The organism is Methylophilus sp. 'Pure River' (assembly GCF_046765995.1).
GTDB lineage: Bacteria > Pseudomonadota > Gammaproteobacteria > Burkholderiales > Methylophilaceae > Methylophilus.
Window position 1 is genome coordinate 133,560 of the sequence record NZ_JBKOUE010000008.1, and the last position, 22,859, is coordinate 156,418.

The 22,859-nt window shown below is 51.0% G+C and carries 20 protein-coding genes and 4 tRNA genes; 3 read left to right on the forward strand and 21 right to left on the reverse strand.

The window, feature by feature from the left end:
* Positions 1–131: 131 nt before the first annotated feature.
* Complete coding sequence (locus ACIDE9_RS11080) at positions 132–380, reverse strand: helix-turn-helix domain-containing protein (RefSeq protein ID WP_194742221.1); 249 nt, start codon at positions 378–380, stop codon at positions 132–134.
* 393 nt (positions 381–773) lie between these two features.
* Between ACIDE9_RS11080 and ACIDE9_RS11085 the strand changes: the two genes are divergently transcribed.
* Positions 774–974 carry a hypothetical protein gene (locus tag ACIDE9_RS11085; RefSeq protein ID WP_194754279.1) on the forward strand — a complete coding sequence of 67 codons (201 nt, stop codon included), beginning with the start codon at positions 774–776 and terminating at the stop codon, positions 972–974.
* A gap of 4 nt (positions 975–978) precedes the next feature.
* Here the strand turns inward: ACIDE9_RS11085 and ACIDE9_RS11090 are convergent, their stop codons facing one another.
* The 10 genes from ACIDE9_RS11090 to ACIDE9_RS11135 all read right to left on the reverse strand — a co-directional run bounded on the left by ACIDE9_RS11090 (position 979) and on the right by ACIDE9_RS11135 (position 6,535).
* Entirely contained in the window at positions 979–1,896 is a 918-nt protein-coding gene (locus ACIDE9_RS11090; RefSeq protein ID WP_411994832.1) for a YihY/virulence factor BrkB family protein, read from the reverse strand.
* A gap of 183 nt (positions 1,897–2,079) precedes the next feature.
* Positions 2,080–2,166 (reverse strand) — tRNA-Leu (locus ACIDE9_RS11095).
* Between the two features lie 77 nt (positions 2,167–2,243).
* Positions 2,244–2,319, reverse strand: a tRNA-Gly gene (locus ACIDE9_RS11100).
* Between the two features lie 18 nt (positions 2,320–2,337).
* Positions 2,338–2,411, reverse strand: a tRNA-Cys gene (locus tag ACIDE9_RS11105).
* Between the two features lie 61 nt (positions 2,412–2,472).
* Positions 2,473–2,548: transfer RNA gene (locus ACIDE9_RS11110), tRNA-Gly, on the reverse strand.
* A 106-nt stretch (positions 2,549–2,654) separates the two neighbouring features.
* Complete coding sequence (pgsA, locus tag ACIDE9_RS11115) at positions 2,655–3,236, reverse strand: CDP-diacylglycerol--glycerol-3-phosphate 3-phosphatidyltransferase (RefSeq protein ID WP_411994834.1); 582 nt, start codon at positions 3,234–3,236, stop codon at positions 2,655–2,657.
* A gap of 43 nt (positions 3,237–3,279) precedes the next feature.
* Positions 3,280–5,079 carry an excinuclease ABC subunit UvrC gene (gene uvrC / locus ACIDE9_RS11120; RefSeq protein ID WP_411994836.1) on the reverse strand — a complete coding sequence of 600 codons (1,800 nt, stop codon included), beginning with the start codon at positions 5,077–5,079 and terminating at the stop codon, positions 3,280–3,282.
* Between the two features lie 90 nt (positions 5,080–5,169).
* Positions 5,170–5,526: a hypothetical protein gene (locus ACIDE9_RS11125; RefSeq protein ID WP_411994837.1), complete on the reverse strand. Its 357-nt coding sequence runs from the start codon at positions 5,524–5,526 to the stop codon at positions 5,170–5,172.
* A gap of 39 nt (positions 5,527–5,565) precedes the next feature.
* Positions 5,566–5,745, reverse strand: coding sequence for a tautomerase family protein (locus ACIDE9_RS11130; protein ID WP_411994838.1), 180 nt, complete (start codon positions 5,743–5,745; stop codon positions 5,566–5,568).
* Between the two features lie 31 nt (positions 5,746–5,776).
* On the reverse strand, positions 5,777–6,535 hold the full coding sequence (locus ACIDE9_RS11135; RefSeq protein WP_411994839.1) for a cation diffusion facilitator family transporter: 759 nt from the start codon (positions 6,533–6,535) through the stop codon (positions 5,777–5,779).
* Between the two features lie 86 nt (positions 6,536–6,621).
* Here ACIDE9_RS11135 and ACIDE9_RS11140 point away from each other — a divergent pair, with 86 nt between their 5' ends.
* The gene (locus ACIDE9_RS11140; protein WP_411994841.1) at positions 6,622–7,458 is read left to right on the forward strand and encodes a 23S rRNA (adenine(2030)-N(6))-methyltransferase RlmJ; all 837 of its coding nucleotides are present in this window, start codon (positions 6,622–6,624) and stop codon (positions 7,456–7,458) included.
* A 7-nt stretch (positions 7,459–7,465) separates the two neighbouring features.
* Here ACIDE9_RS11140 and ACIDE9_RS11145 read toward each other — a convergent pair whose 3' ends face one another.
* Entirely contained in the window at positions 7,466–8,584 is a 1,119-nt protein-coding gene (locus ACIDE9_RS11145) for a DUF2914 domain-containing protein (RefSeq protein WP_411994843.1), read from the reverse strand.
* 421 nt (positions 8,585–9,005) lie between these two features.
* On the opposite strand from ACIDE9_RS11145, the gene ACIDE9_RS11150 reads away from it, so the two are divergent.
* On the forward strand, positions 9,006–11,072 hold the full coding sequence (locus tag ACIDE9_RS11150) for an ATP-binding protein (RefSeq protein ID WP_411994844.1): 2,067 nt from the start codon (positions 9,006–9,008) through the stop codon (positions 11,070–11,072).
* A gap of 23 nt (positions 11,073–11,095) precedes the next feature.
* Here the strand turns inward: ACIDE9_RS11150 and ACIDE9_RS11155 are convergent, their stop codons facing one another.
* The 9 genes from ACIDE9_RS11155 to sdhA all read right to left on the reverse strand — a co-directional run bounded on the left by ACIDE9_RS11155 (position 11,096) and on the right by sdhA (position 22,856).
* Entirely contained in the window at positions 11,096–12,064 is a 969-nt protein-coding gene (locus ACIDE9_RS11155) for a crotonase/enoyl-CoA hydratase family protein (RefSeq protein ID WP_411994846.1), read from the reverse strand.
* Positions 12,065–12,282: 218 nt separating this feature from the next.
* The gene (acnB, locus tag ACIDE9_RS11160) at positions 12,283–14,862 is read right to left on the reverse strand and encodes a bifunctional aconitate hydratase 2/2-methylisocitrate dehydratase (protein ID WP_411994847.1); all 2,580 of its coding nucleotides are present in this window, start codon (positions 14,860–14,862) and stop codon (positions 12,283–12,285) included.
* Positions 14,863–15,067: 205 nt separating this feature from the next.
* Positions 15,068–15,391: a hypothetical protein gene (locus ACIDE9_RS11165; RefSeq protein ID WP_411994849.1), complete on the reverse strand. Its 324-nt coding sequence runs from the start codon at positions 15,389–15,391 to the stop codon at positions 15,068–15,070.
* Positions 15,392–15,481: 90 nt separating this feature from the next.
* The gene (locus ACIDE9_RS11170; RefSeq protein ID WP_411994851.1) at positions 15,482–16,987 is read right to left on the reverse strand and encodes a fumarate hydratase; all 1,506 of its coding nucleotides are present in this window, start codon (positions 16,985–16,987) and stop codon (positions 15,482–15,484) included.
* 25 nt (positions 16,988–17,012) lie between these two features.
* The gene (locus ACIDE9_RS11175; RefSeq protein WP_411994853.1) at positions 17,013–18,662 is read right to left on the reverse strand and encodes an acyl-CoA synthetase; all 1,650 of its coding nucleotides are present in this window, start codon (positions 18,660–18,662) and stop codon (positions 17,013–17,015) included.
* A gap of 216 nt (positions 18,663–18,878) precedes the next feature.
* A complete protein-coding gene (locus ACIDE9_RS11180; protein WP_194742162.1) occupies positions 18,879–20,009 on the reverse strand; it encodes an HpcH/HpaI aldolase/citrate lyase family protein in 1,131 nt (376 codons plus the stop codon).
* The gene (locus ACIDE9_RS11185; RefSeq protein ID WP_194754266.1) at positions 20,006–20,293 is read right to left on the reverse strand and encodes a succinate dehydrogenase assembly factor 2; all 288 of its coding nucleotides are present in this window, start codon (positions 20,291–20,293) and stop codon (positions 20,006–20,008) included. The genes ACIDE9_RS11180 and ACIDE9_RS11185 overlap by 4 nt, the downstream gene beginning before the upstream one ends.
* A gap of 9 nt (positions 20,294–20,302) precedes the next feature.
* Positions 20,303–21,064, reverse strand: a complete 762-nt coding sequence (locus ACIDE9_RS11190; RefSeq protein WP_194754265.1) for a succinate dehydrogenase iron-sulfur subunit — start codon at positions 21,062–21,064, stop codon at positions 20,303–20,305.
* Position 21,065: 1 nt separating this feature from the next.
* A complete protein-coding gene (gene sdhA, locus ACIDE9_RS11195) occupies positions 21,066–22,856 on the reverse strand; it encodes a succinate dehydrogenase flavoprotein subunit (protein ID WP_411994856.1) in 1,791 nt (596 codons plus the stop codon).
* Positions 22,857–22,859: the final 3 nt, after the last annotated feature.

Genomic DNA, 22,859 nt, shown 5'->3' on the forward strand with positions numbered 1-22,859 from the left:
CAATCCATGTTTTTTTGTGGCAATAGACTGGCAAAAAGATTTATTCAAGAATCAGGAAAGCATGCCGTAAACCTCACGCCAATAAAAAAACCTCCGGCAATAGCGGAGGTTTTTTCAGCGAAGATTGTTTCTTAGGCTACGTGCTCCTGCGGTACGGCAATATCAGGCTCCCAACGCACCAGGCTATATAAATCACACTGCAAATAAGCGCACAGCTTATTCAGGTGATCGGTGCTGGCATTATAGGATTGATCTTTTAACATGCGATGCAAGGTCATGCGGCTAATCCCGCTGGCATCTGCAATTTCAGTGATGGTAATGGTTCTGCCCCACTCCAATTGTTTTTTAAGAATAACCGTCTTTAACTCTACGTAAATCACACAACTTCCTGACTTCAATGGTAATACCTGCTCTACACGAGAGGCGAAACATCATCGACTCAGTGTAAAGATGGCTTTATTGCATGTGTTGATTGACATCAACCCTGGTTGAAAAGTGCTACCAGCCACACACAAGCAGATCATTATACAATTTTATAAAGTGTTGACCATGCGTGAAATGACGCAGACAAGGTAATTTTTAGGGGCACATTGCTAAACTTGGTTAACTTGCTAGGCGAGTATGCCAGCCGCATGTAGGATAAACCATACAAGTTTTATTCGCGCCGCAGGATGCAGCGCATGGCTTAAGTGGGCTATTGGCAGGGTAAAACCATTGAGATCATAATCAGCACATAATGATTAAAACAATCAAAAACATCTGGGGGTCACGTCATGGACTTAGATTTACTCAAAGGATACTTCTCGTTCTTTAGCACGGCTAAGCGGGCAGACGCAACCAATCACGCCCTAATGCAAAAATGCTATGACGAAGGCTTTCAAGCCTCTTCAGAAGGCTTGAAACACACAGAAAACCCCTATGCCGAAGGCAGCGAAGAAGCCCGCGCCTGGAGTCGCGGCTTCTGGGTGTGGTAAACGCTTATCTGGCGCCAACTTCATGCGCCGTTTGATTATTTGATAATGCCTTCGCTAAATCCCGTGGCGCATCTTGCTGCTTGCGTGAGCCAAACAGATGGGAATATGCCCAAGTAAATTCAGCGCCCATCAGGAATATCTGCGCGGAGTAATAAATCCAGATTAACAGCGCAAGCAAAGAGCCCGCAGGCCCATAGCCACTGGCAAACGCACTTCTGCCAATATAAATACCGATCAGCCATTTACCCACCGTAAATAATGCGGCAGTCATCGCGGCCCCAATCCAAACCTCGCTCCAGCGAATACTGACACGCGGCATGATTTTGTAGATCAACGCAAACATGCCAGTCGTCAATAAAAAGCCAAACACAACATTCACCACACCAGCAACGGCCAGCCATCCCGCAAAGACAGGCGACCACCATTTATTGATCGCAGATAAGCCCGCGCTAAAAACAAGCGAGACCATCAGCAAAAAGCCAATCCCCAGAATCATGCCAAATGACAACAATCTGGCATGTATCAAACTCCACACACCGTTGCTTATCCTGACCGGCGCCCTCCAGATACTATCCAGCGCAGTCTGCAATTCGCCAAAAACAGTGGTTGCCCCTACCAATAACAACACAATACCAATCGTGGTCGCAGTAATCCCCTCGGTTGGCTGGTTGGTGCTTTCTAGCAGATTTTGCACCACCAGTGCGCCCTGCTCACCTACCAGATGGGTCAATTGCGCATAAATTTCACCACGTGCCGCTTCCTGGCCAAAAATAATGCCGGCAAGGGAAATCACAATCAGCAATACCGGCGCAATGGAAAACATGGTGTAGTACGCTAAAGCAGCGCCCATACTTTGCGCACGGTCATCACGCCAGGCGGTAAAGGCGGCTTTACTTAATATCCAGAGTTGTTTGATTGTCATCTCGTTGCCCTGCTTTGTGAGCATTGTTCAATGATGATAAGGGTATAGGAATGGAACTGCTCTATACATCAGACGACACCGCACCATCCTGTCAGAAATCTCTGATCACAGGCGCTGGACTTCGAAGGAGTAGTTTGAAAGTGAAAAAATAAAAAACCAGCTTTTCAGCTGGTTTTTTTATTTTGGTGCCCGGAGCCGGAATCGAACCGGCACAGCCGTTAAGCCGAGGGATTTTAAGTCCCTTGTGTCTACCAGTTTCACCATCCGGGCGGCAGGTCAACAAGCTTTTTATTTTAACACTCTGTGCTACTTTGCGTAGCATCCAGAATGTGTGCTTGAGAGAAATTTGGAGCGGGAAACGAGTCTCGAACTCGCGACCTCAACCTTGGCAAGGTTGCGCTCTACCAACTGAGCTATTCCCGCATATTTGCTACATGAGACTGGAGGCGCGAGCCGGAGTCGAACCGGCCTAAACGGCTTTGCAGGCCGCGGCATAACCGCTTTGCTATCGCGCCAGAACCAACAACATAAAAACTTCTTATGTTAAAAAGGGAAAGCGGCGCTTTCCCCGAAATTTGGAGCGGGAAACGAGTCTCGAACTCGCGACCTCAACCTTGGCAAGGTTGCGCTCTACCAACTGAGCTATTCCCGCGTATTTCCTTACGTCATGTGTCGTAAAGAAGCTGGCATTTTAATGATTTTGAGACCGGTGTCAAGGACGATTTTGAAAATAATGTTTCTTTTTTATGATTGCTTTTTTAGATGGTTTCGCGTATCGCCGGCCAAGCTGCGCGCAAGTAGTAACCCATGGAAATCAGGGTCAGTAATGCGGCGATCACGATCAGCCATTCACCCAGCCATTGCACATCTAACCCAAACAAAGGGTCATACCAGAGCAATAAGGTAATCGCGACCATTTGCGCAGCCGTTTTGACCTTACCCACCATGGCCACGGCAACATTGGCACTTTTGCCTATGCTGGCCATCCATTCACGCAAGGCACTGATGGCAATTTCGCGACCAATAATAATCAGCGCAACCACCGCGCCTGCGCGATTTAACTCAACCAGTACAATCAAGGCCGCAGCGACCATGAGTTTGTCGGCCACAGGGTCTAAAAACGCGCCAAATTTGGACATCTGGTGATATTTGCGCGCCCAGTAGCCATCCAGCCAATCTGTGAATGCCGCCAGGATAAACACACTGGCAGCGGTTAAGTTGACCCAGTGGGCTGGCAGGCCATTAGCGGTGACAGCATTGGCAGGCAGGTAAAAGATACCGACAAACACCGGAATCATGCCGATGCGCAACAAGGTAAGTATATTTGGGATATTCCACATGTTTATTCGTCTATGGATGCATACAAGGGCCATTTACCCGCGATTAATGCAAGCGGTCGTAAATGGTTTGAGCCAAGGCCAGGCTAATGCCTTCGACTTGGGCAATCTCGTCTATGCTAGCACTTTTTATCCCATCCAGGCCACCAAATCGCGTCAGCAAGGCTTTGCGGCGCTTGGCGCCAACGCCTTCAATCTCTTCCAGGCTAGAGGTGATTCTGGCTTTGGCGCGTTTTGCACGATGCCCCGTGATGGCAAACCGGTGCGCCTCATCACGAATTTGTTGTAACAAGTGCAAGCCTGGATTATCGGTAGGCAAGTTCAGCATTTCACCAGTGTCAGAGAAAATCATGGTTTCCAGACCAGGTTTACGCTCCTCCCCTTTGGCAATACCGACCAATAAAATATCCTCCAGGCCGACCTCCTGCATCACTTCAATCGCCACGCCAAGCTGGCCTTTGCCACCATCAATAAAAATCAGGTCTGGCCGCTTACCCTCGCCTGCGGCCACTTTTTTATAGCGGCGCGTCAACACATCGCGCATGGCAGCGTAATCATCGCCTGGCGTGATGCCAGTGACGTTATAACGGCGGTATTCGCTATTCTGCATGTCACCACGGTCAAACACCACGCAACTGCCCACCGTGGCCTCGCCCATGGTATGACTGATATCAAAGCACTCAATGCGCTCGGTATTCTCTGCCAGCTTGAGCGCTTCGCGTAATGACAGCAAGCGTGCCTGTTGGCTGGCTGAGGTCGCCTGGCGCTGCTGCAAGGCCAGTTCGGCATTCGTTTGTGCCATTTTGAGCCAGACTTTTTTATCGCCGATGGCATTGGTCAGCACACGGATCTTGCGCCCGGATTGCTCGCTCAGCATGTCTTCAAATTCGGTTTTATCAATCTCGGCGCCACACACCAACAATGGCGGCGTATTTTGCGACAGGTAATACTGGGTGATAAACGCTTCTACGGTTTCAGCCAACTCGGCATCCTGGCTATTCTTCGGGAAAAAGCTCTTGTCACCCAAATGGCGGCCACCACGGATCATGACCAGGTTAATGCAATGCTGGCCTTGCACTTCTGCGCAGGCAATCACATCGGCATCACTGACGCTAAAGTCACTGACAAACTGTTTGGCCTGTACCTGACGCAACGCCTGGATACGATCACGCAAAATGGCCGCCTGCTCATACTCCATCGCCTCAGCCGCCACATTCATGCCATCTGCCAGTGAATCAATCACCTCACTGGTCTTACCTAACAGAAACATGGCGGCATGACGTACATCCCCGGCGTAATCGGCTTCAGAAATCAACTTGACGCAAGGCGCTGTACAGCGCGCAATCTGATATTGCAAACAGGGGCGCGAACGATTGGCAAACACAGTATTCTCACAGGTGCGTAGCTTAAATACCTTTTGCAGCAACTGGATGCTCTCGCGTACCGCTGGCGAACTCGGAAAAGGGCCGAAATACTGGCTGCCCTTGCGCTGCGACCCACGATGGAACGCCAACCTGGGATACGCATCGCCAGTCAACGCGATATAGGGATAAGACTTGTCATCGCGGAACAACACGTTGTAACGCGGCATCAAGCCTTTAATCAGGTTGTTCTCCAGCAACAGCGCTTCCGCTTCGGAACGCGTCACCGTGGTTTCGATATTGGCAATCTGCGATACCATCATCTTGGTGCGCGGACTGGCCAGGTTTTTATTAAAATAGCTGGAAACCCGTTTTTTCAGGTCTTTGGCCTTGCCAACATAAATCACGGTATTTTCCGCATTGAGCATGCGATAAACACCAGGTAAGTTAGGCAGGTTTTTGAGGATGGGCTTGGGGTCAAACATGACGGCATTTTAGCACCAGATGTTTGCTCAAGTGACTCCCGTCAGATGATCAAGCTTGAAAGAAACTGTCAGCCGTTAAACAGCTATTAATTAATCATCTAGTGGTTCCCATTTCTTTATCCATTGCTTAACGCTCTTTCCAGATTTGCTTAACGCCAGTGGATAAAATCGTCGTCGATATCTTTTGCCGTTGTATAAGACAACTTCCCTGCTCTGCGCATCTGGATATCTCTGATCTAAACTCTCTTCCAACAGTTCATGCGCTGTGAAAGGTAAAAGCCCGCGACGTTTAAGGTCTTCTTCAATGTGGCGAACTTTCTCTGCCGCCGCCTTAGCTTCCGCATCCAAAGGATTAGTGCAATTGACAGAATAGGCAGCCGACCATCGCTCGGCCACCTCATCAAGCGCTGCATTTGCCAGCCTCAAGTCTTCAATGGTGTGCATCATTTATCAACTTAATTGAAAAACTCGCTTATCAAGATTGAGCTAACCTAAAAGCTCGCCACCAATTGCCCAGTCTTCGTATTCCACCTCGTCAAATACAATGTAGGTGTAATTCGCCGGTTTCTGGGCGTGTTTTTGCAGGGTCTCGGTGATTTCCTTGGCAATCAGTTTCTTTTGCTCTTTGGTCACAGAGCCTGCAAGTTTGACATTGACGTAAGGCATATTGACGCTCCTTTAATGAATCAAAAATAAATTAGTGGTGATGGCCGGATTTACCGCGATAGATATCGCGGATAAGGTTGAGGGTCACCACTAATAACAGCAATGAAATCAGGATAGACAAAATCGGGTCTATGGTCATCCAGCCAGTAAAATAAATCACCACACCAGCGGCGACGGCAGTCACCGAACCGAGTAGATCACCCAGTACATGCAAAAATGCGGCGCGGTGGTTCAAGCTGGCATCGCCGCCGTGATGCTCGTGCTGGTGATGCATATGCTTGGCCACAAACAGGTTAATCAGCAAACCCACGAGCGCGATCACACTCACATAGCCACCAGCCACTGACACTGGATGTTTGAGGCGCTCGATGGCTTCGATGACAATGCCTGCTGTCACCAGCAACATGGAGACGGCATTAATCATAGACACACGGCGCTCGGTTTGCTTCGACGCCGGATGGCCGGTGCGCGCTCTGTGCGCGGCCCACATGGCTAAGCCGAGTGCCAGCACATCAAATAACATGTGCCAGGCATCACTGAGCAAAGCCAGCGACTGGGTCCAGATGCCGCCGACAAACTCTACAACCGTGAATAGTGCAATGGCCAGGAAAGGGATCCAGAAAGGATTGCCATGTGCATGGTCATCATGGCTATGGTCATCATGGCTATGGTCATCATGGCTATGGTCATCATGAGAGTGCTGGTCATGCGTAGCGTGATCGTGTGCGCAATCTTCATGTGAATGATTGTGCGCATGCGTGTGTTCGGTGTGTGTATGACTAGGTTTCATGCTTGCATGCTAATGCAAGTTACCCGGTTTTCACAAGAGCGCGCAGACTTTGTAGCTTATAATGGCGGCTTATTGAGAATATATGCATGCTAAGTTACCGTCACGCCTTTCACGCTGGCAACCACGCCGACGTCTTGAAACACTGGATTTACAGCCTGGTGCTGGATTATTTTAACCAGAAAGATAAAGCTTACTGGGTCATAGACACCCACGCGGGCGCGGGCCTTTATCGTCTCGATAGCGCGATAGCCAACAAAACCGCGGAATATGTGGATGGTATCCAGCGCCTGCAACAAGGCCAGCCGCCCGAAATTTTTGAGGGGTATTTGCAGGCAGTGGCAGATGCAGGCCAAGGTGACGCGAGTCTTTATCCTGGCTCGCCTTGCATTGCCAGCCAGTTTTTAAACCCAGCCGACAAATTACGTTTATTTGAGCTGCACCCGGCAGATGCTGCATTGCTGGAGCATCAGTTTTCGGCGCAGAAAAGACAAGTGTCTATCCAGCAAAAAGATGGCTTTGAAGGCATTAAAGCCTGCCTGCCGCCGCCCACCAAGCGCGGCATTGTGCTGATAGACCCGCCATATGAGGTGAAAGATGATTATGCGCGCGTGGTCGACTGTATTAAAGATAGCCTGAAACGTTTTGCGACCGGTACTTACCTGATCTGGTATCCGCGCCTGCAACGGCCAGAGCCACAGCAAATGATAGACAAGCTGCGCAGCCTGAATACAGATTATCTGCATGTGACGCTAGATGTGCAGCAACCGTCAGCGGATGGCTTTGGCATGTATGGCAGCGGCATGTGGGTGATTAACCCGCCATGGACGCTGCGGCAGTCTGTAGAGCCACATCTGCACTGGCTAGCAAACACCTTGGCACAGGATGCAGGCGCACAAGCGGCTTGTGAAGGCCAGCAACGCTGACTAGTCACTAGTAGCGGATACGCGTGCGCCGCTGCGGATCAGACTGATTATTGATGGTCACACTAAACGCGTTGACCGCAATCGTTTGCCGGGTAGCGGTCTGGATACGCACACGCCACTCACCCGCAGTGAGGTTGGTTTTGTAGGTATAACCGCGGTAGCCACTGTCGCGGCCGCCGGTGAGTGAAAAACCAGGCATGGAGACACTCACCCACTCACCCTTCACTTTCTTCTGCCAGTCATGCAGCAGCTTGGTGTGCAAGCCTTGCGGCGCAAACACTGCTGAAAAACACACCAGCTTTTGCCCAGGTTGTAGGTAAAAATGATCACTGTCCACCCGCCAGAACTGCCACCACGGCGATTTCTCAACGGTCATCCAGTAACCTTCAGGTGACTTTTCCAGGTCATAAGCGACAACTACGGCCTGCTTAACCAATGGCACAGGCGGAATCATGTCTGCGCGGTAAGCCAGCATCAGCAAACCGGCAATCACCCACACAGGCCAGATACGGCCTGCATGATGCGGCGCGCGCTGATACAGCACATAAGTCACGGTCGCGCCCAGCACGGTGCTCAAATAAAACCAGGCAGCATGCACGCTGCCAAACAAAAACGGAAAAGCAAAGTTACACCACAAAATCGTGCACAGACCAAACATGCTCCAGCACAAACTGAGGCGACGATATTCGCCCTCCATAAACTCATTGGCTACCAGCAACACACCCAAGACCAGTGTGACGACCCAGGCCAGGCCATAACTGGAGCTTTTAAAATAAAGGATGAACAAGGCGCTCAGCAGGCTGCCGAATAAAAACTGTAATATCCAGTAGGGCCAGTCCTGTACAGTCCAGCGTGAGAGTTTACTTTGTAACCACTGCCAGCTTAACAAACGCTCGCCCATACGCCTGACCGAAGAGGAAGGCTCAGCCAACTGGTACATCAGTAACGCGGCCAGTAATAAATACCCGGCAAAAATCGCCATGTCGGACAGCGCAACTTTTTTGCCTATGGTAATGGCATCCCAGACAAAGCCGCCGATAAAAAAGGAAATCGGCAACACCATGCGGCTACGCGCCAGCCAGCGCGACAATCTGGAAGGCTGTTCAGTCTCAATAGGGTGAGTCATGCAGATAAATCGATAAAAAGGTCAGAATATCGGCATTTTTATCACAGATGCAGTCAACCATACTATTATTTTGGGTTGCCAAAAGTAAACTTCCTTTGATAATCAAATCGAGCCTGCTAAAATTTAAGTTATCTTAAGAAAAGTCCGTTAACTATCAATATAGGTTAGATTCACCATATAGATTAGATTTTTCCTGCGCCAGTACCGAGTAAGCGTATAACCCTGAACATGATTGAGCATGCGAGATTTAGTTAGACAGTTAAAGCAGAAAGTGACAGAAATAAAGTCTATCAGTTATGAAACTGAGCAGGCTCTTATCCGTGTTGTTTTCGTTAGTTTTATCACACTCTACCTCCTGGTCAATCACAGCAGTTTTGAGCCCGTATTACTTTGCCTGATTTATCTGTGCCTAGGCTTTCTGATGTTATACAACATCCTGCAGAATCCGCAAAAAAATGAAAAGCGCCAGTGGACGGCGATGATCATGGACATCACCGCCACCTCGCTTGAACAGATGATTTCGGGTTCAATGGCTGGCGTGTTTATTGGCATTTACCTCTGGCTTATCATCGGCTATGGCTTGCGTTATGGCACCAAGTTTTTTAAAGGCTGTTATGTCTTCAGCCTGATTGGCTTTAGCCTGACCCTCTATTTAAATCCCTACTGGAACCAGCACCAGCATTTAGCTTATGGCTTTTTACTGACCTTGCTATTGATTCCGCCGCATGCCTTACGTCTGCTGGTTAGCTTAGAAAAAGCCACCAAGGAAGCAGGACAAGCCAGTGAGGCAAAAACCAATTTCCTGTCCAATATCAGCCATGAAATGCGCACCCCGCTGAACGGCATTATTGGTGCCAGTGAATTAATCGCCCAGACCAAGCTGGATAGCAAACAATCTGAACTGCTTAAAATGGTAGGCACCTCTGCCTCCAGCCTGAAAAAGCTGATTAATGACGTACTGGATATCAGCAAAATCGAAAAAGGCAAAGTGGAGCTGGAAGAAATCACCTTCTTCCTGCCGGACCTGATCCAGCGCCTGCAATTGATGTTCCAGATTGAGGTCGAACGCAAACAGTTATGGCTCAGATTTCACCTTGACCCGCTGGTCGAACGCCATTACGTGGGCAGCATGCATCACCTCGAGCAGGTGTTAACTAACCTGATTGCCAACGCCATTAAATTTACCCAGCACGGAGGGGTTGATGTTGTGGTTAGCGTGATGCAGGGGCATGCCGACATGAGCAAGCTCAGCTTCCGTATTCGCGATACCGGTATCGGCATTAAAAGCGACGCCTTGCCATTGATTTTTGATAGCTTCACCCAGGCAGACAGTAGCATTACCAGACGCTATGGTGGCACCGGTTTGGGCACGTCTATTGCCAAACAGCTGGTTGAAGTCATGGGCGGTAAAATAAGCGTCACCAGCCAGGAAAATGTTGGCACGACCTTTGTAGTGAGCCTGCCGTTGATACATGCAGTTGCGCCTGCGCCGCAGGCGGTCAACGAAATCAACCTGGATAGCCAGTCAAATGTGGTGCCATTAAGCAGCCACACTAAATTCCGTAAAAAAATTCGTGTGTTGATTGCGGATGACAATGTGGTCAACCGCTTGATCCTGAACGAAACCCTGCAAAGAATGCACTGCGTGGTCAAAGCAGTAGACAACGGTGATGCCGCGCTGGACGCATTGGAACATCATCAGTTCGACTTGATGATCCTCGATTACAACATGCCGGAAATGAACGGCCTTGAGGTGTTTAACATCCACAATGCCCTGCCTGGCAGCAAACCGATCAGGACCGTGATTCTGACGGCTGATGCGACTAAAACCACGCAAGACCGCTGTTTACGCGCCGGTGTGTATCAAGTATTGACCAAGCCTGTGGTTTCAAGACAAATCCAAAGCCTGATCGAAGCCATCGCCAGCACGATTGAAACTGAACAGGTCGCGCAAGTGGCGCCTATCAGACGTAGAAAACCTAAAAACACAGCCGCAGAGCCAGCAGCAGCCACGCCTGTGGCACCCGCATTTATTGAGTCAAGATCACCTGATTCGCCGATGAGGGCTGCCAAACCTGCCTCTACGCCTGGCCCCAAAATCGCCAGCATCAGCCCAACCGTTGAACCATTGCTGGATGATGACCGCATGGCACACCTGTTAAAACTGGGTGGCGGCGAAGCATTCCTGCACAAACTCATCACAGAGTTTATTGACTCCACCGACGTCTTGCTGCGCGCGCTGGGTAAAGCAAGCCTTGATTTAAACTTCGAGCAAGTTCATAAACTGGCGCATGAGTTGGCTGGTGAATCGGCCAACATGGGCCTGATTCCACTTAGCAAACTCAGCCGCCATTTACTGGGGTTGAGCATGGAAGATGCCCAGACTATTTCCGGCCTCTATCAGGCCGTCGCAGACTGCTACGAAGAGACGCGCACGCAACTGCAACAACATCGCAGCAAACTCTCTTCCAAACGTTCTCATAAATAGCCGGGCACCTGCGCTGCTACACACTACTGATTCACTGCCATATGATGGTCTATTGGCAATACCAGCGGCTGTTGTGGCGCAACGTCACTCAGTTGCGCTTCATTAGGGAACAAGCGTGACTGGGCGCGATAAAAGCGATCCATCACCTTCAAGTCTCGCTCTGTCAGCCGCAAGGCATTTTCCACCCACACATCAACAATATCCTTGAGCTCATCGTAAGTTAAAGGATTGATTCTCGCCTTGGCCTTCTGCGCCGACAAAAAGCCTTCTGCGCGTTTGTTATTTTTATGGATGAAGTCCTGCACAGCCTGCTCGCCTTCCCCCTCTTCAACCACGATGTCAATCAGCCCCATTTGCAGGCACTCTTCAGCCGTGTAACGCTCACAACCGAGAATCATTTTATCTGCCACTGCAATCCCCGCTTTACGTGCAATAAAGCTATAAGCACCCATGCCTGGAATCATGTTAAAAAATAGCTCTGGAAAGCAGAATACGGATTGTTTTTCAGCAATCAGCACGTCACTGGTCATCGCAGCTTCGATGCCAGCACCCAGCACCTCGCCTTGCAACAGTGAGATTTTAGTCACGTGATCCAGCTGAAAACGGAATGCACGCTGGGCTACCACATCAATACTCAGCTTGGCATAGGCCTGCAATTGTGCCCTATCCTGCTGACGGATCGCAGCAGCCATTTTTTGCAAATCACCGCCCATATTGAAATAGCCTGGCGTGGCGGATGCAAAGACAGAATAACGGATGGGCAACACGGTGTCGGCATCAGCCTGGACATAACCGCCACTGCGCTGGATATCAGCATGGTGCTCGTGTAAGTTCATGAGTAGCTCATGATTAATGCAGGGAATGCGCTGTGGTTGGTGTATATAACTCCATAATGCCTGTTGCTCTGCATCAAAACGGCAAAATACCTGACCGTAATCATGTGACAGCAAACGTTGTTGATAGTTAACCAAGCCTTGTTCGAACGGTTTCATGAACTTCTCCTTTGACATTGAAAATGTATTGAATGAATCAGTGGTATTGACGTGCCGGTAAAGCGAGTCGTTGACGTCAGCAAATACATCATAATCAAAACAGAAGGAGGCGGTGAGCAGGCCTCTCAGGTTTTACAGTTGCAAGGATATGTCCTGCCCTAAAAACAACAAAGGGGGCACACGCCCCCTTTGCTCTTTACTCAGGTGATTAACAACCGTTAGGCTGTTTCTTTAATTGGAATAATTTTTTTCACGTTTTCCAAAGAGCCAGCGTACTGCGTCATCTGGTTAAAGTTGAGATACTTGTAGATCTCAGCCGTATTGGTCAATTTGCTACCCAGGGTATCCATGTACTCTTGCATGGTCGGCATACGGCCCAGCTTGGCACATACGGCCGCCAGCTCGGCAGAGCCCAGGTAAACACGTGCGTCTTTACCCATACGGTTATCAAAGTTACGCGTAGAAGTCGAGAAGACGGTGGCCTTGTCTGCGACACGTGCCTGGTTACCCATGCACAAGGAGCAGCCTGGCACTTCAGTACGCGCGCCAGCAACGCCAAAGGTAGAGTAGACGCCTTCTGCACGCAGTTGTGCTTCATCCATACGGGTAGGCGGCGCAATCCACAAACGGGTCGGAATACCCCCGGCGCCTTCGAGCACTTTACCTGCGGCACGGTAATGACCGATATTGGTCATGCAGCTACCAATAAACACTTCATCAATTTTGTCACCGACTACCTCAGACAATGGCTTGATATCATCCGGGTCATTCGGGCAAGCCACCAGTGGCTCTTTAATATCGGCGAGATCAATTTCGATCACATGCGCATATTCGGCATCGGTGTCTGGTTGCAGCAACTCAGGTTTTTCCAGCCAGGCTTTCATGCTGGCAATACGGCGTTCCAGTGTCCGTGCATCGGCATAGCCATTTTCGATCATGTTCTGCATCAGCACGATGTTAGAGTTGAGGAACTCAATGACGGGCTCTTTATTCAGCAACACGGTACAACCGTTAGCTGAACGTTCGGCAGAGGCATCTGCCAGTTCAAATGCTTGCTCAACTTTCAAGTCAGGCAATCCTTCGATTTCAAGTACACGGCCGTTAAATACGTTTTTCTTGCCTTGTTTGCCGACGGTCAGCGTGCCTTCCTTGATCGCAGCATAAGGAATCGCATTGACCAAATCACGCAAGGTGATGCCAGGTTGCATTTCACCTTTAAAGCGCACCAAGACAGATTCCGGCATATCCAACGGCATAGCGCCGGTGGCTGCGGCAAACGCCACCAAGCCAGAACCTGCCGGGAAACTGATGCCGATCGGGAAACGAGTATGTGAGTCACCACCAGTGCCTACGGTATCAGGCAAGATCAGGCGGTTCAGCCAGGAGTGAATCACTCCATCACCGGCGCGCAAACTGACGCCACCGCGGCTGGACATAAACTCAGGCAGCTCATGTTGCAGCTTGATGTCGACTGGTTTCGGGTAAGCCGCCGTATGGCAGAAACTCTGCATGACCAAGTCAGCACTAAAGCCCAAGCAAGCCAACTCTTTCAGCTCGTCACGCGTCATGCCGCCAGTCGTATCCTGTGAACCAACCGTGGTCGCTTTGGGTTCGCAGTAAGTCCCAGGGCGCACCCCCACGCCTTCAGGCAGGCCACAGGCGCGACCGACCATTTTTTGTGCCAATGTGTAGCCCTTGCCAGTCTCTTTGGCCGGAACCGATTTGATAAAAGTATCGGTGTCGCCCAAGCCTAACGCCTTACGCGCATTAGCCGTCAGGCCACGGCCGATAATTAGCGGAATACGGCCACCCGCGCGTACTTCGTCTGGCAAGGTGACTGGGTTCATTTCAAACGTAGACAGCAACTCGCCTGCTTCATTGAATACCTTGCCTTCAAACGGCTTGATCACAATCACGTCGCCAGTATTCAATTTGGACACGTCGCACTGCAATGGCAAGGCACCAGAGTCTTCCGCCGTGTTGAAAAAGATAGGGGCAATTTTGCTACCGATGACCACGCCACCCGTCCGTTTGTTGGGGATAAACGGAATATCGTCGCCCATCCACCACTGCACGGAGTTAATCGCTGATTTACGGGAAGAGCCGGTACCGACCACGTCGCCGACATAAGCCAATGGCAAGCCTTTTTGCTTGAGGCTTTCGATAACGCTTAAACCGTCGGTCATGCGGTTGATCAGCATGGCTTTTGCGTGCAATGGAATATCCGGGCGGCTCCAGGCATCTTGCGCCGGGCTCAGGTCATCAGTGTTGGTTTCGCCATCCAGCTTGAATACAACAACTTTGATTTCTGCGGCCAGTGCTGGCTTGCTGGTAAACCATTCGGCATTCGCCCAGGCCGTCATCAAGGCTTTGGCGTGCGGGTTACCGGCTTTCACCTTGGCATCCACATCGTGGAAAGCATCAAACATCAGGATAGTGGTCGACAAGGCTTTGACCGCATGGGCTGCCATCGGCGTATCCAGCAAGGCCACTAAAGCCTGCACATTGTAGCCACCTAGCATGGTGCCCAGCAGTTCAACCGCCCGTTCTGCACTAACCAATGGCGAGCTGGCTTTTGCGTTGGCAACGTCTGCCAAAAATGCGGCTTTGACATACGCTGCCTGGTCAACGCCTGCCGGAATACGATTTTCAAGCAAATCGACCAGCAAGGCTTCCTGGCCCGCAGGCGGGGCTTTCAGCAATTCGACCAAGGCAGCGACCTGTTCTGCATTGAGGGGTAAAGGAGGCAGGTTTTGCGCAGCGCGCTCTTTAACGTGGGTATCGTATGCTTGTAACATGATGTGTAGGCTCTATCAATAAAACAAAGTCGGGGAATGGGCCAGTACTGTTTTCTGATTAAAAAACTAGCGATTGGCCGCGAGGATCTCTTCTCGCTTGATTATAATCCAGTCCACTCACCAGAATGTTAACTGCTTGTAACATTCCAGCAATTGATGAAAATGACAGCCGCCCACAGCAACAAAACAACACTGTCACGTGCGCTTAGCGCGTACTGTCTCCATATAACTCTTTGGCAAATGGCGTGCTGCAACTCTTACCGTAGGCAGACGATTCCCATTTATCCAGCAATTCTTTCTGGTAGCCTTTACCATGCTGTTTTTCCAGGTAGGCCCGTACTTCAAACACATCGGCAAAACCGTTGTGGTCGGTATCCATCAAGGCGACCTGATCTTCCAGCGTGGGCCCGCTATAGCGGCCGGTGCTATCCGTAAAATACTCCAGCGCAGACTCGGCATGCGCAGGCAAACTCAGACTCATGGCCAAACCAGCCACGAAACCCATTACCCCAGTGTTTATTTTTATCATACTCACTCCATTTTGACGCTTAGTAGTATGACGTATCTTTCACCAATTCGTGCGCAGTCTCAGTGATTGCACTCACATTACTGGCGGCGATTAAACAGCTTGCAAGGCAATGGTTTTCTTCCACTGTGCCGGGCCGGTCTGGTGCACAGATTCACCATCCGCGCTCACCGCCACCGTCACCGGCATATCGACCACCTCAAACTCATAGATGGCTTCCATACCTAATTCTTTAAAAGCCAATACACGTGACTTTTTAATCGCCTTGCTGACCAGGTAAGCAGCGCCACCAACAGCCATCAGGTACACTGACTTGTGTTTGGCGATCTCGACCAACGCCTCTTCGCCGCGTTCGGCTTTACCGATCGAGCCTAACATGCCGGTGTTCAGCATCATATCGGTATAGCTATCCATACGCGTTGCTGTCGTTGGGCCTGCTGGACCAACGGCCTCATCGCGCACCGCATCTACCGGGCCGACGTAGTAAATAAACTTGTTGGTGAAATCCACTGGCAAGGACTCACCGTTGGCCAGCATGGTTTGTATGCGTTTGTGCGCAGCATCACGGCCCGTCAATATCTTGCCAGTGAGCAACAAGGTATCGCCGGTTTTCCAGGTCTGCGTTTCTGCACGCGTCACGGTTTCCAGATTCACACGTTTGGCTTGTGGGCTGGGCGCCCAGTGCACATCAGGATACACATCAGGATTCGGTGGCGTCAGTTCAGCCACACCGGAACCATCCAGCGTAAAGTGCACATGCCGCGTGGCGGCACAGTTAGGGATAATCGCCACCGGCAAACTGGCGGCGTGAGTGGGATAGTCAAGAATTTTCACATCGAGCACGGTCGTTAAACCACCCAGTCCCTGCGCGCCTATGCCTAACTGATTGACCTTTTCATACAGCTCCAGCCGCAGCTCTTCTATACGATTTTGCGCGCCACGTGCCTGCAACTCCTGAATATCAATCGGCGCCATCAGCGACTCTTTGGCCAGCAGCATGGCTTTTTCCGCGCTACCACCTATACCTATGCCCAGCATGCCGGGCGGGCACCAGCCTGCGCCCATCTCCGGTACGACTTCCAACACCCAGTCGACGATGCTTTCATTAGGATTCAGCATTGCCAGTTTAGATTTATTCTCAGAGCCGCCACCTTTAGCCGCAATCTGGATATCGACGGTATCCCCGGCCACCATCTCAACATGGGTAATGGCTGGCGTATTATCGCGCGTATTTTTACGTGCCCCTGCCGGGTCGTTCACAATAGAGGCTCGCAGCATATTGTCTGGATGCAGGTAAGCGCGGCGTACGCCTTCATTGACCATCTCTTCCAGCGTCATATCGCCTTCAAAACGCACCTGCATGCCTACCTTGATAAAGGCCACCACAATGCCGGTATCCTGGCACAAGGGGCGCTTGCCTTCCGCGCACATACGCGAATTGGTCAGAATTTGGGCAATTGCATCCTTGGCGGCAGGAGAAGCTTCTTTTTCATAGGCAGCCGCCAACGCCTGGATATAGTCTTCCGGATGGTAGTAAGAGATGTATTGCAAGGCATCAGCAACACTCTCGATAAAGTCTTGGGTTTTAATCAGGGCCATTGTGTGTTCTTTAACGCGGCATCTTTCAACGGGCATTGCTTTTTAAATAGGCAATGGCGGGGCTTACATCTTTACGCAAGATTTTACCATTTTTGGTGCGTGGAAACTCTTTGGCCAGATACACAGTTTTAGGCGCCTTGTAAGCGGCCAGATGCTGTTTGCCAAACGCCATCAGTTCTTCCGGCGCAATCTCGGCATCCGGTTTGGGGATGACATAAATCACCACCAGCAATTTATCTTTTTCAAGCTCTTCGCCCACAGCCGCACAATCTGCCACAGCTGGGTGGCCTTTATACACGCGCTCAATCTCGTACGGCGACACGCGATAGCCAAAACTCTTGATAATGTCATCCTTGCGGCCCAGGAACCAGATATAACCATCGGCATCGTATTTGGCATAGTCGCCGGTAAAGAAATAGCCGTCGTGTTTATATTTGGCGGTTTCTTCCGGCAGGTTCCAATAGTTGAGAAACAAACCGGGGTCAGTGTCCGGCACACAGATCATGCCCTCTTCGCCTTCGGCCACAGGTTCGAGCGTCTCAGGGTTAAGCAGGACAATATCGTGCCCCGGTTGCGGGAAGCCTGCCGAACCGGCACGAATCGGCCGGAACACACTTTGCGACAAGTAGTATGAGAACTCACTCATGCCCACGGCTTCATAAATATCCAAGCCAAATCGTTCACGCCATTGCGTCAGCACTTCGTCGGACAAATGCTCACCGGCGCTCATAAAATGACGCACGCTGGGAATATCTGCTTGGGTCGCCTTGGTTTTTTGCAACAGTTGACGGTAAATCGTTGGCACACCAATAAAAATAGTGGCGCCATGTTTGGCGATTAGCTCCAGCCATTTTTGCGCATCGTTTTTACCCTCATGCACAATCACTGTTTTGCCCAGATATAAAGGATCCATGAGGCCAGTGCCCAGCACATAGGTCCAGTTAAACTTGCCAGAATGCATGATGCGGTCTTGCATAGTTTCGCTGTAGTTAAACCAGTATTGGGCAGCCGTTTGGCGCCCTAGCAACGCGCGGTGCGCATGTAATACACCTTTGGGATACCCGGTCGTACCGGAGGTATAGACCAGGTAGGCGGCATCTTCACCACGGGTAGCATAAGCAGGGGCAACGGTTTGCACGGCAGCCAATGCGGCCTCCAGGGACAACACATTAAACACCGTCGAATCCACCAGCTCGCCCTGCAATTGGGTCAATACGACATGCCTGAGGTTAGGAGTTTGTGAAATATTCTGCTGCATTTTGGCCGACATCCCGGCCCAGGCAGCGGCATCGGTCACCAGTACGACAGCACCAGAATCTTTCGCCAGGTAAGCCACCTCTTCTGCGGTGAGCAACGTAGACGTTGGCACCGAAATCGCCCCCGTCTTCATGGTACCCAAAAAGGCCGTCGGATAATCCAGGCTATTAGGCAAACGGATCAGGACACGGTCACCCGGCGCCACACCCAACTCACGTAATACCTGGGCAAAGCGGTCGGTACGGCTAGCCAGTTCGCCAAAAGTGATGGTGCTGGTACCAAAGGTATCATCTTCCACAATCATGGCGATTTCATCGGCTTTGGCCGTGCCTAAATGGCGATCACTACACGCCACCCCGATATTGAAAAATTCAGGGATTTCCCATTGCCATTGTGGATAAGGGGCTAACTGTGTCATGTTCAAACCTTTCCATTCGCTCTGTGCATGCATGGTTTATGCGATGCTGATTTTGCATTTCTTTTGAAAATGCTTTTTTTAAACTTCTCTCACCCTATCAATGAGCGAGCGGGATGAAGCACAAGGCGCACGGAACACAGAAACCGGAATGTACTTAAAGTACATGAGGATTTCGAGTACCGCGCAACGCCGTGATTCGCCCGCGCAGCCATTGATCTATAACAGGATGCCGTAGGGCCAGTTTTGTCGCACTACTTGTGCTGGCATCAACTGCAATACATGCAATGCAAATTCCATATCGCTGACTTTCAGTGCACGCAAGGCATGCGCACGCAGCAAGGTCTGCAAGGCTTTACCAAACATGGGCGGATCCAGCATTTCACCATCGAACTTGATCGCACCACCGAGCAAGGCATCGGCTTCAATCGCCGCTTTTAAAATCGCCACTTTCTGGTTAATTTCAGTCGGCGACGGTGTATAAGCGGTTTTACACAAATGGATATGACCAGGATGTATCACCTGCTTGCCGGTCAGGCCCATGGCAGCTTCCTGGCAGGCATGTTTATAGACCACACGCGACTCGTTATCGCCATGCAAATCCAGCCAGCGGCGCACATCGTGTGGCTCAACAAACTTGTCCGGCATGATGTTGCTGCCAATCAGAGTTTCCACACCGCCGATGACGCCTTTACCGGCGATCCTGGCTTCAAAAATCAATTGATTGATAAAGTAAAACAACTCTTCAATCCAGTGCTCGGGCGTGATGTGTATGCCCAGCGCTTTGGAAAAGTCATGAATCCCAAACACCACGTGTTTCACGGTATCGTATTGCATCAATTCCGGTGCGATTTTGAGCGATTTCGGGTGCTCGATAATCGGCTGTATGGTGATATGCGGATTGATACTGAGCAAAAAGCTGGACAGATCACGTACCTCAGCCGCGCCGTAAGACTCTCCAGCCTTGGCCAGCATGACAACGTCGATATACTCGCCCATGTCGCGCACCAGTTTCATATCCTCTTCGTACTCGTCGGTACGGAAAGAATTGGCACGAATGGCAATCGTCACGCGTTCATTCACCTTGCGCAGCTTGGGTAACTCCTGGCGCAGCAAAGTGCGGCTCATTTCTTTTTGTCGACAGCCGTCTTCCAGGTCAAAAATCAGCGTATGGGCATTGGTGAAATGCGCATGCTTGACCATGCGATTAGCCGCCTGCTCCATATCTTCATAAATGCCCAGGCTGGGCGCATATTTCACCGGCGGGTAATACAGCTGTATACCCGGCCAGTAATCCCCCAATGCGCTGGCATCCAGTGCAATTGGCTCTTCTCCCATATGCTGACTCATGCGGTTTCCTGTTCTGCCGTGGGACGGCTTGCTCTTAATTTTTCAAGGATGGCAGCGGCCTGTGTTGCCGCAGGTTGCGGATTCAGGCCCTGGATCAAATCCCAGAACACGTTGTCCGGTAGCTCGAGCAAGGCATCCAATTGTTCCATTTCAGCCAGGGTCAGCCCACTAAAGTGTTCGCTGACAAAACGCTGTAACACAATATCGAGCTCCAGCATGCCTCGGCGGCAACGCCAGGCCAGGCGTCGCTGCTCTGCTTCCCGTAAAATCTCAGCATTCAACATACGTCGCTCCTATAACACCTTGATACCAAAGATCTTCTTGCCAGGCCCATTTTTGCCAGACTTGGCTTCGTTATGCGCTTTGGCCTTTTCAATCTTGAGATCTTTAATTGCCGCAATCGCCGCATTCGGATTGAGTTTTTTCGGGCACACATCCGTACAGTTCATGATGTTATGGCAGCGATACAAACGATATGGATCTTCCAGGTTTTCCAGTCGTGCATCCTGTTCCTGATCACGGCTGTCGGCAATAAAGCGATAGGCCTGCATCAGCCCTGCAGGGCCGACAAACTTGTCCGGATTCCACCAAAAGCTCGGACAGGAGGTGGTACAGGCGCCACACAAAATACACTCATACAAACCATCCAGCTTGGCACGGTCTTCCGGACTTTGCAGACGTTCGGTGTCTGGCGGCGTGTCATGGTTTTGCAGGTAAGGCATCACTGAGTGATAGTTGTCAAAAAACTGCGTCATGTCGACAACCAGGTCACGGATCACTGGCAGGCCAGGCATAGGGCGTAACACCACAGGCTCTTGCAACTCACTGAGTTTGGTAATGCAGGCCAGGCCATTTTTACCGTTGATATTCATGGCATCACTGCCACAGACGCCTTCACGACAGGACTTACGCATGCTGAGCGACTCGTCCAGCTCTTTAATGCGCATCAAGGCATCCAGCAGCATCTGGTCACTGTCTTCCAGCGTGACGTCGTAATCCTGCATATAGGGCTTTTTGTCTACGTCCGGGTTAAAGCGGTAGATAGAGAAACGCATATCAATACACCCTTTTCTTCAACTCAAATGGTTCAACCGTCAATGGTTGCAGGCGCACGGGCTTGTAGGCCAGCTTTTGCTCATGGGCAAAATATAGTGAATGGCTGAGCCAGTGCGTGTCATCACGCTCAGGATAATCTTCACGCGCATGCGCGCCGCGGCTTTCCTGGCGAGCATGCGCCGCTTGCATGGTGGCCAATGCCACCTGCATCAGGTTATCCAATTCCAACGCTTCGACGCGCGCGGTATTAAAGACTTTGCTTTTGTCGGTAATTCTTAAGTGCTGTGCTTGCTGGGCAACTTGCTGAATCGCACTGACGCCCTCTTCAAGTAACTCGGGAAAGCGGAACACACCACAGTGTTTTTGCATGGTTTGGCGCATAGCCAGTCCAACCTCGGCCACTTTTTCACCGCTACTCTGACTTTCCAGGCGGTTCACGCGTGCCAGCGTGGCATCCGCAACATTGGCAGGTAAGGATTTATGCGCTTTGCTGGCGGCGATATCGGCTGCCATTTTGTCGCCCGCGGCTTTGCCAAACACCACCAAGTCCAGCAAAGAGTTCGAGCCCAAACGATTGGCCCCATGCACCGACACACAGGCGCACTCCCCCACTGCATACAAACCATTGACCACGCGTTCAGACTGGCCATCGTGTACCACCACCTGGCCATCGAGGTTGGTTGGAATGCCGCCCATCATGTAATGCGCTGTCGGCACCACCGGGATAGGGTCATTCGTCGGGTCAACGCCAGCAAAGGTTTTGGCGATTTCGCGGATGCCAGGCAAACGCTTGCTGATAATGTCTTCGCCTAAATGATCCAGCTTCAGGAACACCGCATCTTTATGTTTGCCGATGCCGCGGCCTTCTTTAATTTCAGTCGCCATGGCGCGCGACACTACGTCGCGGCTGGCCAAGTCTTTGGCACTGGGCGCATAACGCTCCATAAAGCGCTCGCCCTCACTATTGACCAGGTAACCGCCCTCACCACGCACGCCTTCAGTAATCAGCACCCCGGCATTCAATACACCGGTCGGGTGAAATTGCCAGAACTCCATATCCTGCAAAGGCAAACTGGCGCGTGCGGCCATGCCCAGGCCATCACCAGTATTGATATAAGCATTGGTGCTGGCCTGGAAAATACGGCCACCGCCACCTGTCGCCAACATCGTGGCTTTGGCGTGAATGACATGAATATCGCCAGTTTCAATTTCCAGCGCGATCACGCCCAGCACATCGCCGTCGCTATCGCGAATCAGGTCCAATGCAAACCATTCGATCAGAAATTGGGTATTGGCTTGCACGTTGCGCTGATACAGCGTGTGCAACATGGCATGGCCAGTACGGTCAGCCACAGCACAGGTGCGTGAAATCGGTTTTTCGCCAAAGTTGCGGGTCATGCCACCAAATGGGCGCTGGAAGATACGACCGTTTTCCAGACGGTCAAACGGCATGCCAAAGTGCTCCAGCTCAATAATGGCTTTGGCTGCATTGCGGCACATAAACTCAATCGCATCCTGGTCGCCAAGATAATCAGAGCCCTTGATGGTGTCATACATATGCCACAACCAGTTATCGTCAGACACATTGCCCAGGGCTGCCGCAATACCACCTTGCGCCGCCACGGTGTGTGAGCGGGTTGGAAACACCTTGGACAATACGGCCACATCGGCGCCGGACTCGGCCAGTTGCAGCGCTGCGCGCAGGCCTGCACCGCCACCGCCAATGATGACGGCATCTACCTGATGATGCTGAAGTTTGCTTGCACCGGTCGTATTGGCTGTATTGGTCATGCC